This is a genomic window from Rahnella sp. RFA10(1/100), assembly GCF_004195115.1.
In the GTDB taxonomy this organism is placed as follows: domain Bacteria; phylum Pseudomonadota; class Gammaproteobacteria; order Enterobacterales; family Enterobacteriaceae; genus Rahnella; species Rahnella perminowiae.
In genome coordinates this window covers 316632-331221 of sequence record NZ_SEWR01000005.1, presented here as the reverse complement: position 1 = coordinate 331221, position 14590 = coordinate 316632, and the positions used below count along the sequence as shown (strand labels likewise).

The following is a 14590-nucleotide window of genomic DNA, read 5'->3' as shown; positions in this document are numbered from 1 at the left end:
TCCCGGCAGCCGATCACGATTCTCCCCTCTCAGGCTTCGTAACCCGCCCCGGATAAGGTATAGTTCGCGTTTTTCTGAAGGTACCCCGCTGAATGCTGACCAATTCCTCCATTCGTCTTAACAAATACATTAGCGAGAGCGGTATCTGCTCACGCCGCGATGCCGATCGTTACATCGAACAGGGAAATGTTTTCATCAACGGCAGGCGTGCCGCAGTGGGGGCTCAGGTGTTTGCCACAGACGTGGTGAAAGTTAACGGTCAGCTTATCGAGCCACGTGATGAAGAAGATCTGGTGCTTATCGCGCTGAACAAGCCGGTAGGTATTATCACCACGATGGAAGAGGGGGAGCGGGACAATATCCGTGATTTCGTCAATCACAGCAAGCGTGTCTTCCCGATTGGCCGTCTGGATAAAGATTCTCAGGGGCTGATTTTACTGACTAACCATGGCGATCTGGTCAATAAAATCCTGCGTGCCGGTAATGATCACGAAAAAGAGTACATCGTGACCGTTAATAAACCGATCACTGACGAATTTATTGCAGGTATGGGTGCTGGCGTGCCGATGCTTGGCACGGTGACCAAGAAATGCAAAGTAAAGAAAGAAGCACCCATGGTGTTTCGTATTACGCTGGTACAGGGGCTTAACCGACAGATCCGCCGTATGTGTAAGCACTTCGGTTATGAAGTCACTAAGCTTGAGCGCGTGCGTATTATGAACATCAACCTGAAAGGTGTTCCACCGGGAGAATGGCGGGATTTAACCGATGATGAATTGATCGAGTTATTCAGGCTGATTGAAAACTCCTCGTCTGAAGATAAACCGGCGAAAAAAACGCAGGCAAACCATACTCAGGCTAAAAAAGCGGTTGTCACAAAACCGGCTGCCACAAAAACAAAAAATACCGAAAAACCTGAAACTAATTCTGCATCCCGCAAGCGTTTTGCCCAGCCTGGTCGTAAGAAAAAAGGGCGTTAATTTACCTGTTTTTCATTATCTGCCGGTGTAATAACCGGCTTTTCCCGCTTAAAACACCTTCATATTGCCCGGGTGGTTCGAATTGTGAACGGTGTCATAAAACTGTCATATAACGTACATTTTACTGTCACTAAACTGTCCTATTTTCCTCCTGTGCCAAACACTTTAATTAACGTCGACATCAGTCGGGAAGTTTAAAACCACCAGGAGTGGAACATGAAATTGATGCGTAACACCGTCGCCGGTCTTGTAGCAGCGACTTTCTCCCTCACAGCAATGTCTGCTTTCGCTGCCACTAACCTGACTGGCGCTGGCGGCACCTTCCCCGCACCTGTCTACGCTAAGTGGGCTGACGCATATCAGAAAGCAACCGGTACTCAGGTGAACTACCAGGGCATCGGTTCTTCCGGCGGTGTAAAACAAATCATCGCCAAGACCGTTGATTTCGGCGCATCTGATGCACCGATGAAAGAAGAAGATCTGAATAAAAATGGCCTGTTCCAGTTCCCTACCGTGATCGGTGGCGTGGTGCTGGCTGTTAACATCCCTGGCATCAAATCTGGTCAGCTGACACTCGATGGCGCAACGCTGGGTGACATTTACCTCGGTAAAATCAAAAAGTGGAACGACGCAGCGATCACTAAGCTGAACCCGGGTGTGAAATTGCCAGACACCAACATCGCAGTGGTGCGTCGTGCTGACGGTTCCGGTACTTCGTTCGTATTCACCAGCTATCTGGCGAAAGTCAACAGCGAGTGGAAAGACAAAATCGGTGCAGGTTCAACGGTGAACTGGCCAACGGGTCTCGGTGGCAAAGGCAATGACGGTGTGGCCGCATTCGTACAGCGTCTGCCAGGTTCAATCGGTTACGTTGAATATGCTTATGCTAAGCAAAATAACCTGGCTTATACCAAGCTGGTCGATGCAGACGGCAAAGCTATCAGCCCGACGGAAGCCTCCTTCAGTGCAGCTGCTAAAGGCGCTGACTGGAGCAAAACCTTCGCTCAGGACCTGACCAATCAGAAAGGTGATAATGCGTGGCCAATCAGCTCCACCACTTTCATCCTGGTTTACAAAGATCAGCAAGATGCAGCGAAGGGCGCAGAAGTGCTGAAGTTCTTCGACTGGGCCTACAAAAATGGCACCAAACTGACAACTGATTTGGACTATGCCGCACTGCCAGCCTCTGTTGTAGAGCAGATCCGTGCAGCCTGGAAGACCAACATCAAAGACAGCAGCGGTAAAGCACTGTACTAGGAATACCCGTCATACCTGAAGCTGCACCGGCGTTAGCTGCGCTCGTTCACCCGAATCACTTACTTGAGTAAGCTCATCGGGATTCACTTGCTTGCTGCCTTGGTGCAACTCCAATTATTTTGGGTATAGTAACTCTGCTTCATTCCCTCTCCGGCCGGGGAGGGAATTAAATCTGAATTAAAAGAGAGTGGTATGGCTGAATACAAGCCGGCTATCAAGGCACCTGGCAAAAACGGTGACATCATCTTCGGCGCGCTGGTTAAACTGGCAGCGCTGATAGTGCTATTTATGCTGGGCGGCATTATCGTCTCGCTGTTTATTGCTTCTCTGCCGAGCATTGAAAAGTTCGGATTATCCTTCCTGTGGACGAAAACCTGGGATGCGCCGAACCAACAATTTGGTGCACTGGTGCCGATTTATGGCACGGTTGTAACCTCCATTATTGCCCTGCTGATTGCTGTTCCGGTGAGCTTTGGCATCGCATTATTTCTCACCGAGCTTGCACCTAACTGGATGAAGCGCCCGCTGGGGATTGCTATTGAACTGCTGGCGGCTATCCCCAGTATTGTTTATGGCATGTGGGGTCTGTTCGTTTTCGCCCCGCTGTTTGCGCAATATTTCCAGACGCCGGTGGGCGACGTGCTTTCCGGTATCCCGATTGTTGGCGAACTGTTTGCCGGCCCGGGTTTCGGTATCGGTATTCTGGCGGCAGGTGTCATTCTCGCCATTATGATCATCCCGTATATAGCTTCCGTTATGCGTGATGTATTCGAACAAACGCCGGTGATGATGAAAGAATCTGCTTACGGCATTGGTTGCACCACATGGGAGGTGATCTGGCGCATCGTGCTGCCGTTCACCAAAAATGGTGTGATTGGTGGCGTGATGTTAGGCCTGGGACGCGCACTTGGCGAGACCATGGCGGTGACCTTCATTATCGGTAACACCTACCAGCTCGACAGCGCATCGCTGTACGCGCCGGGCAACAGTATTACCTCCGCACTGGCGAACGAATTTGCCGAAGCGGAAGCCGGATTGCACACCTCTGCACTGATGGAACTGGGACTGATCCTGTTCGTCATTACCTTTATTGTTCTGGCGCTGTCGAAAATGATGATCCTGCGTCTGGCTAAGAAAGAGGGCCGTTAAGATGACGACACTCGACATGCAAAGTACCCCGGCGCTGCTGGAATCGCGTCGAAAACGTCAGGCGTGGCGCCGTCAGAAAAACCGTCTGGCACTGATGATCTCCATGCTGACCATGGCGTTTGGCCTGTTCTGGCTGGTGTGGATCCTGTTCACCACTATCGTTAAAGGTGTTGACGGAATGTCGCTGGCGCTGTTCATGCAGAACACCCCGCCACCGAATACGGCAGGCGGTGGTCTGGCTAATGCCATTGCGGGCAGCGGATTACTGATTTTATGGGCCACGTTGATTGGTACGCCACTGGGCGTCATGGCCGGGATTTATCTCGCCGAATATGGTCGTAAATCCTGGCTGGCGGAATTCATCCGTTTTATTAACGACATCCTGCTCTCCGCGCCATCGATTGTGGTGGGCTTGTTTGTGTACACCATCATGGTGGCAAAAATGGGGCATTTCTCAGGATGGGCGGGTGTGCTGGCGCTGGCGCTGTTACAGATCCCGATTGTTATCCGCACCACGGAAAATATGCTGAAACTGGTGCCGGACAGCCTGCGTGAAGCGGCTTATGCGCTGGGTACGCCGAAGTGGAAAATGATCTCAGCCATCACGCTGAAAGCCTCTGTTTCCGGCATTATTACCGGGATACTGTTGGCGATTGCCCGTATTGCCGGTGAAACCGCGCCGCTGCTGTTCACCTCGCTCTCCAATCAGTTCTGGAGCACCGACATGATGCAGCCGATTGCTAACCTGCCGGTCACCATCTTTAAGTTTGCGATGAGCCCGTTCGGCGAATGGCAACAACTGGCCTGGGCGGGCGTGCTGCTGATTACGGTTTGTGTGCTGTTACTGAACATCCTGGCGCGTGTGATTTTTGCCCCGAAAAAGCAATAAGTTAATTCATTATTGATGGCAGGCGATAACGGCTGCTGTCACTGTTTACCCGGCGTCGCCATGCGGCGCACGAAAAAGAGAGATGTCTTAATGAGTCGAATGACTGACGCATCCAACAGCAAAATTCAGGTTCGTGATCTGAACTTTTATTACGGCAAATTCCACGCGCTGAAAAATATTTCCCTGGATATTGCTAAGAACGAAGTCACGGCATTCATCGGCCCTTCAGGTTGTGGCAAATCCACGCTGCTGCGTACGTTTAACAAAATGTACCAGTTGTATCCGGAACAGCATGCTGAAGGTGAAATCCTGCTTGATGGCGAAAACATACTGGTTGATAAGCAAGATATCGCGCTGCTGCGTGCCAAAGTTGGCATGGTCTTCCAGAAACCGACGCCGTTTCCGATGTCAATTTATGACAACATTGCGTTTGGTGTCCGCCTGTTTGAGAAGTTGTCCCGCACGGACATGGATGAGCGCGTGCAATGGGCGCTGACTAAAGCCGCGCTGTGGAATGAATCCAAAGACAAGCTGCACCAGAGCGGTTATAGCCTGTCCGGCGGTCAGCAACAGCGTCTGTGTATCGCGCGTGGTATTGCGATCCGCCCTGACGTTTTATTGCTCGATGAACCTTGCTCCGCGCTCGATCCAATTTCTACCGGTCGTATCGAAGAACTGATCACCGAGCTAAAATCTGATTACACCGTGGTGATTGTGACCCACAACATGCAGCAGGCTGCGCGTTGTTCAGATCGCACTGCGTTTATGTATCTGGGCGAACTGATCGAATACAGCGACACTGACTCGCTGTTCACTTCACCAGCGCGCAAACAGACTGAAGATTACATTACTGGCCGCTACGGTTGAGGTAAAAAGAATGGATAACCTGAACTTAAACAAACACATTTCTGGCCAGTTTAATGCAGAGCTTGAGCACATCCGCACACAGGTTCTGGCGATGGGTGGCCTGGTTGAGCAACAACTGACTGATGCCATCACTGCGATGCACAATCAGGATGCCGAACTGGCGCAACGCGTTATCAAAGGCGATGACAAAGTTAACCTGATGGAAGTGGCGATCGACGAAGCTTGTGTGCGCATCATTGCCAAGCGCCAGCCAACCGCCAGCGATTTACGTCTGGTGATGGCGATTATCAAAACCATTTCTGAACTCGAGCGTATCGGTGATGTGGCCGATAAAATCTGCCGCACGGCGCTGGAAAAATTCTCACATTTGCACCAGCCGTTGCTGGTCAGCCTGGAATCGCTGGGGCGTCATACCGTAGAGATGCTGCATGATGTGCTGGATGCTTTTGCACGTATGGATCTTGACGAAGCGGTGCGTATTTACCGTGAAGACAAAAAAGTGGATCAGGAATATGAAGGCATCGTGCGCCAGCTGATGACTTACATGATGGAAGATCCGCGGACGATTCCAAGCGTGCTGACCGCGCTGTTCTGCGCCCGTTCTATCGAGCGTATCGGTGACCGCTGCCAGAACATTTGCGAGTTCATTTTCTACTTCGTGAAAGGTCAGGATTTCCGTCATGTCGGCGGTGACGCACTGGATAAATTACTGACAGACGGCAAAGACGCGCCGAAAGAATAACGGTTTGCTGAGATTGCCGCACAAAAAAGGCCTCAGACGAGGCCTTTTTGCTTTCAGATCGATACCAGCGTCCGATCAACACAATTATTTCATCACATATCGCAGGGCAACCATGACAGCCAGCTGGCGATAATGGGCGGTCTGTAAATCCCCTTCATCCGGATTTTCAAACAAAGCGCCGAACGTATATTGGTTAGCGACCTGGTGCACACACAGGCTGCTGATGAGGCGGTGAACGTCACGCGCCTGCGCATCATCCTTAAACAGATGGCTTTGTTTACCACGTTCAAGGATATCTTCCAGCAGCGTTAATGCCGTTTTGTTAATTTCACGGATGCTGGTGGACTGGCGGATAAACCGGCCACGCAGCATGTTTTCCGTGGACACAATACGGATGAATTCCGGATGAGAGACATGGAAATCAAAGCTGGCTTCCACCAGTTTAACGATCGCTTCCGCCGGTGGCAGGGAAGATAAGTCCAGTTCCAGTTCATGCTGACGAATACCGCGATAAACGTGCTCCAGCACCAGCATATACAGGGCTTCTTTGGTCTTATAGTGATAGACCACCATACGTTTCGTAGTACGGGCATTGGAGGCAATGTTTTCCATGCGCGCGCCCATCAGACCGGATTCAGCGAATTCAGCCAGAGCACTGTCGAAAATGCGCTGCCTGAGCCCTATCGGATCATTTTTACGTCCCGGCGCCGGGGAATTTTGGCTGCTCAGCGTCTTATCCTCTTCATTAACCCCATTCTCGCCACAGAGATTAACCATTGCTTCGTCCAGATACAATCTGTGCGTTCATACAACTTCGCCGCACTTGACGAACGTGGCATGAGGGTTCACTACTGTAAGTATCGAAGCCTGAATTAAAGGACGCCATTTTGCCTGCAACAACCCGGTTACATTCTATTGCGACAGTTTCAGTACCAGGAACTTTGCCAGAAAAACTCACTGCTATTGCGGCGGCAGGGTTTGATGGTGTAGAGATATTCGAAGATGATTTACTTAAAAGTCCGGTCAAACCGGCGGCTATCCGTAACCTGGCCGATTCCCTCGGCCTGCGCATTTTCCTGCTGCAACCTTTCCGTGATTTCGAAGGGGTGCCTGCGGAGAAGCGGGTTGAAAAACTTGCCAGCGCACGCCGTCAGTTCGATCTGATGAGCGAACTGGGATGCGACCATTTACTGGTGTGCAGCAATACTGATCCCGCCAGTTCGCCGGAGCGCGAGGTACAGATTGCCGATCTCGCGGCGCTGGCCGCAATGGCGCAGCCGTATGCTATCCGCATTGGCTATGAAGCACTGGCATGGGGGAAGCATATCAACCGCTACCGTCAGGCGTGGGATCGGGTGCGCGAGGTGAATAGCCCGGCGCTGGGTATTGTGCTCGACAGTTTTCATATTTTAGCGGTGGGTGACAATCTGGACCGTCTGGATGAAGTGCCGCTGGAAAAAATCAGTTTCCTGCAACTGGCCGATGCGCCGTTTAAGGACATGAACGTGCAGCAGTGGAGCCGCAGTTACCGCTGTTATCCCGGCCAGGGTGATTTACCGCTGGTAGATTTCGTCAGCACGCTGAACCGTAAAGGTTTCACGGGCCCGTGGTCACTGGAAATCTTTAATGATAAAACCTTGCCACTGGCCGATGGCCTGCGCTCCCTGACTGAGCTGGAAAAGCGGATGCAGGCTTACGACCCGTCCGCCTCTGAAAACTGATTCATTGCCAATATGTCATTCCTGACGTGACATATTGGCGATCATTCGCCCACTGCGCTTTGTTTATACTGAAAACCCTGTTCTCACATGGATGTTTTCATCATGACGCTTTTCTCTTCTCAGGCGATAAACCTTTCCCTTCGCGGCCGTACACAGGCTGAAATCCTCCATGAGCTGGCCGAAATGGCCGCTGGCCTTGGAAAAATTAACAGTCCTAAAATTTTTGCGCAGGCACTCGCCGTGCGTGAACTACATGGCTCTACTGGATTTGGTGACGGCGTCGCGCTGCCGCATACCCGTTCTGCCTGTGTCACATCCCCCGGTATTCTGGTAGCCAGAACTGCGCATCCGGTCACATGGAATGCCTCAGATGATGAGCCGGTTTCCTGCTGGCTGTGTCTGATGATCCCCGAAAATGGTTCAGACGCCGACACGTTGTTACTGTCTAAACTGTGTCGGAAAATGGTCAATCCAGATTTTATCGCAGCACTCAAAACCCGTGATGAACACGGCATTGTTGAGCTGATTTTCAACGCTATTTCCTGACAGGACGTCGGCAATGGAAAACAATTGGAAACTGGTCGCCGTGACCAACTGCCCGGCGGGTATTGCGCATACTTATATGGTGGCTGAGGCACTGGAAAGAAAAGCCCGTTCGCTGGGACACGATATTAAAGTTGAAACGCAGGGCGCCAGCGGCGTGGAAAATACACTGACCGCGCAGGAGATTGAGGCCGCAGATTTTGTCATTCTGGCGCTGGGCAGAACCCTCAGTGAAGACGATCGCCGTCGCTTTGCCGGAAAACGCGTACTGGAAATGAAAATTTCTGACGCGCTGAAAAACATTCCGCTTGTCTTCAACACGCTGGAAGAAAAAGCAATGTTAATGAAGGAGGCATCCGGCGTCAGGCTTGGTCAGCAGCCGGTGAAAGCCGACAGCATCATGAATCATCTGATGGCGGGTGTCTCAGCAGCTTTACCGTTTGTGATCGGCGGGGGATTGCTGGTGGCGCTGGCCAATATGCTGGTGCAGATGGGGTTGCCATATATTGCGCAGGGCAATGACGTTTCGCCATCCTTTACCTGGATTGTGGAATCCATCGGTTATCTGGGGTTCAAATTCATGATCCCGGTAATGGGTGCGTACATTGCCAGTTCGGTAGGCGATAAACCGGCGTTTGCCCCGGCCTTCCTGGTCAGTTATCTGGCCAATGACAGCGCGATGCTGGGCACCAGTTCCGGCGCAGGTTTTCTCGGCGCGGTGGTCCTCGGGTTAAGCATCGGCTATTTCGTCCGTGCATTGCGTAAAGTCCGACTTGGAAATTCACTTCAGCCATTGCTCGGCTCAATGCTGATCCCGTTCGTGACATTGGCGCTGTTTGGCCTGCTGACTTACTACCTGATCGGGCCCGTCATGGCCGGCATGATGGAACTCCTGCTGCATCTGCTCAATACCATCCCGATGTCGATGAAACTCGGCGCAGCCTGTCTGGTCGGCGCGATGCTGGCGTTTGACATGGGCGGGCCGGTCAACAAAACAGCGTGGTTTTTCTGTTTTTCACTGCTCGATAAAGGCATTTATGACTGGTATGCCATTGTCGGTGTGGTCGCGCTGATGCCGCCGATGTCTGCCGCACTGGCGACATTTCTCGCCCCTCGTCTGTTTACCGAACAGGAGCGGGGTGCTGCGGTCAGCACGCTGGTGGTAGGCGCCACGGTAGCCACCGAACCGGCTATTCCCTATGCACTTGCGGCTCCTTTGCCGATGATCACCGCCAACACGCTGAGCGGCGGCATTGCCGGAATGCTGGTGATGGTCTTTGGTCTCCGGCGGCTGGCACCCGGACTTGGGGTTTTCGATCCGCTGATTGGTCTGATGTCGCCGTGGTACAGCTTTTATCTGGTGCTGGGTATCGGGCTGCTGCTCAACGTGGCCTTCATCGTTATTTTCAAAAACTGGTGGATGAAGCGCCAGACGTTAAGGACAGCAACAGATGCGATCTGACATTTTAAAAGACGGTTTACTGGAAAAACTGGCACTGGCCTCCGGCGTCAGCGGTGATGAACAGGAAATCCGTGAAATTCTGTATCAGGCCGTCAAACCTCACGCAGAGGAAATTACTTTTGACGGCCTGGGAAGTTTTATCGCCCGTAAAGGTACGCGCGGGCCGAAGGTTGCGTTGATCGCGCATATGGACGAAGTGGGATTTATTGTTAAGCATATCAATGCGGAAGGCTTCATTTACTTTGATACCGTCGGTTCGTGGTGGAACCAGAGTATGCTCAATCAGCGTGTGGAAATAAAAACCGCCAGCGGGGAAAAAATCCCCGGCATTATCGGCTCGGTCTCACCTCATGCACTGACGGAGGAAGATAAATGCCATCCCGTGAAAATAGAAAAAATGTTCATTGATATTGGCGCGGCGTCGGCAGAACACGTCAGAGAGCGTGGCGTGGCGGTGGGAGATTTTATTTGCCCTGAGCCCTTCTTCAGCACGTTTGGTGATGACGGCATTATGGCAAAAGCATTGGATAACCGTGCGGGCTGCGCCGTAGTGGCGGAGATTTTCCGCCAGTGCCAGAACCCGGATATCCAGCTTTATGCCGTGGCGACGGTGCAGGAGGAAGTTGGGTTGCGCGGTGCGCAGACGTCAGCGGAAGCCGTGAAACCTGATATCGCGATTGTGATAGACACCCTGGTGGCGGGTGATACACCGGGCCTCTGTCCTGTCGCCTTTCCCCTGAAACTCGGCGCAGGGCCAGCCATTTCTTTATTCGATAAGCGTTACATTGCTCACCGTAAATTAACGCAGCTTGTGAAGAATACCGCAGCAGAAATGGGTATTGATTTGCAGTTTTGCACACTCAAAACCGGCGCAACGGATGGCGGGCGTTATAACGTTATGGGCGGCGGAAGGCCGGTGATTGCATTGTGTCTGCCGACACGCTATCTGCATGCAAACGCCTCAGTGATTTGTGCTGCGGATTATAACATGCTGATCCGTCTGGTCGTTTCACTGGTAAATCATTACGGACAGGACGTTCATCAGCAGGTGACGCAATTTATCGGCTGACGGGCTGTGGAGAACTCAGGGATGTTGAATCCACGACAGAAAGAGATTTTATCCGCGCTCAGCCACCAGCGGATCAGCGGTCAGGCACTGGCAAGGTGCGCACGTATTTCTGTGCGTACCCTGTTGCGGGATATTGACTACATTAATTACCGGCTGGGCGCAGCCGGTAAAATTATCTCCGGCGCAGAGGGTTATCAGCTTTTAGTCGAAGAAGGGCGTGACATAGAGCGTCTGCTGGGGAATGCGGAGGACGCGCTCTTTCTGGCTCTGATCTTTAATGCCTGTCTGCCACTGGGAGCACTGGCTGATAAACTCCGTCTGAGTAAATCCGCCGTCATCGATCTCATCAGCGCAGTGCGCAAGAAATCCCGAACGCAGCCGCTGATAGGCTCACGGCCAAAACATGGTCATTCGCTTCTGCTCGACGACCGGCAAAAAGTTTTATTGCTGGCGAACCTGATTATCCGCAACCCCGCCTGTTGTGGCGAACATTGCGCGCATGCCTTCAGTGTGCGCATTGTGTCTGCCCGCTCACTGTTAACCACACTGGATTATCCTTTCGGTACGCCGCTCTTTCTGGCGGCGCTGGGGCTGGCGGTGGAATATCTGCCCGCAACCCACCTTTCGGTGGTGAAGATTCTGCAACCCTTGCGGCACAAGCTTTCCGGCATTACACCCGAGGCTATCCGCACGGTGTTAACGCGCGTCGCAACGCCGTTACCGGGGCTTATCGATGAGGAACTGGTTGGTCAGCTGACCGACCATATTAAGCGCTCGGTGGCCTGCCCGACGATTCTGCCTGTCGCGCCGTTGCATGATTTTCGTAAAATCAAAACGACCTATCCTCAGGCATTTGACCTCAGTTTGTCTTTTGTACGCGAATTGAATCAGAGCCTGAAGATCGAGTTTTATGACGACGACTGGGCAGGATTATATTTCGCCTGTGCGCTGGAACGGACGCAATCGGCTGCGCTCAATCTGGTTATCTACAGCGAATATCTGTCGATGGCGACGCTCAACAAAGAAATTATCGAACGGGAAATCAGTGGCGTGAATGTGATTATCGCCACGCATCCCGAACAGCTGATTGCCAGTCTGCATCATCAGCCGGTGGCGCTGGTGCTGAACAATCACCGGCATTACCCGCACATAGAAAATCCGCTGCTGAAAAATGCGCCGGCGGTGTGGTCTGTCAGTGAATTAGTCGGACATCGTGAACTGGAACAGCTGCGTGTCAGGCTGGCTGGACTGATGCTGTACCAGCACAGCGCCGTGTGTTTTCCGCAACACCTGTCTTTTACCTATGCGAATGCGCCGCAGGATAACTGGCAAACAGTGATCGGCGAAATCTGCCAGCATCTCGTCCGTCGTGACGCGCTGACAATCGCCGAGGCAGAGCTTATTGTGGCGCGGGAAGCGCAGGGCGAAAACCTGATCATCAATCATCTGGCTGTGCCGCACTGTTCGGGACAGCGCGAGCAGCCCTTTATCGGCATTTTTGTGCATCTGCAAAACCCGCTGCTGATTGAAAGTCAGCGGGTACAGAACGTCCTGGTGGTATGTGTGAATGCAAGAGGGCGGCAGGAATTAAAAATGTTCAGCCATCTTGCTGATGCACTGAACGGTTGCGAGAGTGCGCAACTGCTCGGACTGACCACCCACGCAAGCTTTATGCAATGTCTGAATAAGCCTTTCAGCGCGTGATCTTATATCCCATCTGACGCCAGATCTCCGGCAGTTCGTTCATGTCGTGAAAAGTGATGACCAGCGGGTGATCGAGCGGAGGATTATGCGGATCGGCGCAGTAATAAAAGACCGGAATACCGGCAGTGATCCCGGCCTGTGCACCCGCCACGGAGTCTTCCACCAGAATGCAGTTTTCAACCGGCACTTTCATGACTTCTGCGGCTTTGTACAATACGGCAGGATCAGGTTTCCAGCGCTGCAAATCGTAGCCACTGAACAGTTTATCACCCATAAAAGGGAGCAGGCCGGTCAGCCCGAGAGAGTGCTGCATTTTGGTGACCGGGCCGTTGGAGACAACGCACATCGGCACGGTAATTTGTTCGAGTAACTCATGCGCGCCGACAACCGGCTCAAGTTTGCTGTCGAAAAGCCGCGCAACATGCTGGCGGAACACCACTTCCATCTCTTCTTTCGGCACATCGATACCGTGTTCTTTATTGACGATAGCCACGATTTCGTAAAGTTTAACGCCCTTGTATTTCCTATACATTTCGTCGAATGAAACCGTCACGCCAAAATGCGCGAACATCTCAACATAGGCTTCGCAGCACAATAATTCACTGTCTACCAGCGTACCGTCGCAATCAAAAAAGACGCATTCAACCTGTGACATACTTTCTCCCTGTGAACACTTCATCTATTGGTAAGCATTCAGGCACTCTACCCCAACGATAGATTTAATCCCATACATCCAGTGCTGGCGCTTTAGGGCTAAAATCCTTAGGATACCCCCCGATTGTTTTCCCCTATTTTGGAACTCACCAATGAGCACACCACAGAGCAATGCGACTGCGGGTAAAGGACTGGCCGAACGTCTGTTTAAACTGACGCAGCACGGCACCACCGTACGCACCGAAACTATCGCCGGTTTAACCACCTTTCTGACCATGGTCTACATTGTTTTCGTGAACCCGCAAATTCTCGGCGTCGCGGGCATGGATAAACAGGCCGTCTTTGTGACCACCTGTCTGATCGCTGCGTTCGGCAGCATCCTGATGGGTGTTATCGCCAACTTACCGGTGGCACTGGCGCCAGCGATGGGCCTGAATGCGTTTTTTGCTTTTGTGGTGGTGGGCGCGATGGGCGTTTCCTGGCAGATCGGGATGGGCGCGATTTTCTGGGGTGCCGTGGGTTTGCTGCTGCTGACCATTTTCCGCATCCGTTACTGGATGATTGCAAACATCCCGGTCAGTCTGCGCGTGGGTATCACCGCCGGTATCGGGCTGTTTATTGGCATGATGGGGCTGAAAAACGCCGGTATTATCGTCCCGAACCCTGACACCATCGTGACCATCGGAAACCTGACCTCACACAACGTGCTGCTCGGCGTGTTGGGCTTCTTCATTATTGCCGTGCTGGCATCGCGCAATTTTCACGCCTCGGTACTGGTGTCGATTATTGTCACGACAGTCATTGGTCTGATGATCGGCGACGTGCATTACACCGGTTTCTGGTCGATGCCGCCGAGCATCACTACGGTCGTCGGCCAGGTGGATTTGAAAGGTGCGCTGAATATCGGACTGGCAGGCGTCATTTTCTCCTTCATGCTGGTGAACCTGTTTGACTCATCCGGCACGCTCATCGGTGTGACGGACAAAGCGGGTCTGGCGGATGCGCAAGGTAAATTCCCGCAGATGAAACAGGCCTTGTATGTCGACAGCATCTCGTCTGTCGCAGGCGCTTTTATCGGCACCTCTTCGGTTGGCGCTTACATTGAAAGCACTTCCGGCGTTTCTGTCGGGGGGCGTACCGGTCTGACGGCAGTCGTCACCGGTTTGCTGTTCCTGCTGGTTATCTTCATTTCTCCGCTCGCAGGTATGGTGCCGGAATACGCGGCTGCCGGTGCCCTGATTTATGTGGGCGTGCTGATGACCTCCAGTCTCGCACGCGTTTCATGGGATGATCTGACCGAAGCCGTTCCGGCATTCGTGACGGCGGTGATGATGCCGTTCAGCTTCTCGATCACCGAAGGTATCGCGCTGGGTTTCATCTCTTACGTGGTAATGAAACTGGGTACCGGTCGCTGGAAAGAAATCAGTCCGTGTGTGGTCGTTGTCGCCCTGCTGTTTGTGCTGAAAATCGCATTTGTTGACGGACATTGATTTTCGTGACGGCAAAAAAAACAGCCTGCAATTTTGCGGGCTGTTTGCATTTCTGAGGCTGTA

The 14590-nt window shown here is 52.4% G+C and carries 13 protein-coding genes and 1 pseudogene; 12 read left to right on the top strand and 2 right to left on the bottom strand.

What is annotated here, in order from left to right; all coding sequences use genetic code 11:
* The first annotated feature begins 92 nt into the window (after positions 1 to 92).
* The 6 genes from rluF (at position 93) to phoU (ending at position 5884) form a co-directional block, all read left to right on the top strand.
* Positions 93 to 980: a 23S rRNA pseudouridine(2604) synthase RluF gene (rluF, locus tag ETV65_RS17145; RefSeq protein ID WP_129954127.1), complete on the top strand. Its 888-nt coding sequence runs from the start codon at positions 93 to 95 to the stop codon at positions 978 to 980.
* Positions 981 to 1196: 216 nt separating this feature from the next.
* The gene (pstS, locus tag ETV65_RS17140; protein ID WP_129954125.1) at positions 1197 to 2237 is read left to right on the top strand and encodes a phosphate ABC transporter substrate-binding protein PstS; all 1041 of its coding nucleotides are present in this window, start codon (positions 1197 to 1199) and stop codon (positions 2235 to 2237) included.
* Positions 2238 to 2429: 192 nt separating this feature from the next.
* Positions 2430 to 3386, top strand: a complete 957-nt coding sequence (gene pstC / locus ETV65_RS17135; RefSeq protein WP_129954123.1) for a phosphate ABC transporter permease PstC — start codon at positions 2430 to 2432, stop codon at positions 3384 to 3386.
* Position 3387: 1 nt separating this feature from the next.
* The gene (gene pstA, locus ETV65_RS17130) at positions 3388 to 4275 is read left to right on the top strand and encodes a phosphate ABC transporter permease PstA (protein WP_129954121.1); all 888 of its coding nucleotides are present in this window, start codon (positions 3388 to 3390) and stop codon (positions 4273 to 4275) included.
* Positions 4276 to 4365: 90 nt separating this feature from the next.
* Positions 4366 to 5142 (top strand): phosphate ABC transporter ATP-binding protein PstB, encoded by a 777-nt coding sequence (gene pstB, locus ETV65_RS17125; protein WP_015699287.1) that lies wholly within the window; start codon positions 4366 to 4368, stop codon positions 5140 to 5142.
* Between the two features lie 10 nt (positions 5143 to 5152).
* A complete protein-coding gene (gene phoU / locus ETV65_RS17120; protein WP_112290873.1) occupies positions 5153 to 5884 on the top strand; it encodes a phosphate signaling complex protein PhoU in 732 nt (243 codons plus the stop codon).
* An 84-nt stretch (positions 5885 to 5968) separates the two neighbouring features.
* Here phoU and ETV65_RS17115 read toward each other — a convergent pair whose 3' ends face one another.
* Entirely contained in the window at positions 5969 to 6661 is a 693-nt protein-coding gene (locus ETV65_RS17115; protein WP_129954119.1) for a TetR family transcriptional regulator, read from the bottom strand.
* Between the two features lie 110 nt (positions 6662 to 6771).
* On the opposite strand from ETV65_RS17115, the pseudogene ETV65_RS17110 reads away from it, so the two are divergent.
* The 5 genes and pseudogenes from ETV65_RS17110 to ETV65_RS17090 all read left to right on the top strand — a co-directional run.
* Positions 6772 to 7578: pseudogene (locus ETV65_RS17110) on the top strand (sugar phosphate isomerase/epimerase); the annotation flags it as partial.
* 129 nt (positions 7579 to 7707) lie between these two features.
* Positions 7708 to 8151 carry a fructose PTS transporter subunit IIA gene (locus ETV65_RS17105; protein WP_165383754.1) on the top strand — a complete coding sequence of 148 codons (444 nt, stop codon included), beginning with the start codon at positions 7708 to 7710 and terminating at the stop codon, positions 8149 to 8151.
* A gap of 13 nt (positions 8152 to 8164) precedes the next feature.
* Positions 8165 to 9610 carry a PTS fructose-like transporter subunit IIBC gene (locus ETV65_RS17100; RefSeq protein WP_129954113.1) on the top strand — a complete coding sequence of 482 codons (1446 nt, stop codon included), beginning with the start codon at positions 8165 to 8167 and terminating at the stop codon, positions 9608 to 9610.
* The gene (locus ETV65_RS17095) at positions 9600 to 10679 is read left to right on the top strand and encodes a peptidase (RefSeq protein ID WP_129954111.1); all 1080 of its coding nucleotides are present in this window, start codon (positions 9600 to 9602) and stop codon (positions 10677 to 10679) included. Before ETV65_RS17100 ends, ETV65_RS17095 begins: the two co-directional genes overlap by 11 nt.
* 21 nt (positions 10680 to 10700) lie before the next feature.
* Entirely contained in the window at positions 10701 to 12383 is a 1683-nt protein-coding gene (locus tag ETV65_RS17090; protein WP_129954109.1) for a PTS sugar transporter subunit IIA, read from the top strand.
* On the opposite strand, the gene yieH is transcribed toward ETV65_RS17090, so the two are convergent.
* Positions 12373 to 13038, bottom strand: coding sequence for a 6-phosphogluconate phosphatase (yieH, locus tag ETV65_RS17085; RefSeq protein WP_129954107.1), 666 nt, complete (start codon positions 13036 to 13038; stop codon positions 12373 to 12375). The two genes, ETV65_RS17090 and yieH, sit on opposite strands and share 11 nt — an antisense overlap.
* 151 nt (positions 13039 to 13189) lie before the next feature.
* Between yieH and ETV65_RS17080 the strand changes: the two genes are divergently transcribed.
* Complete coding sequence (locus ETV65_RS17080) at positions 13190 to 14527, top strand: NCS2 family permease (protein WP_047609954.1); 1338 nt, start codon at positions 13190 to 13192, stop codon at positions 14525 to 14527.
* Positions 14528 to 14590 lie beyond the last annotated feature (63 nt).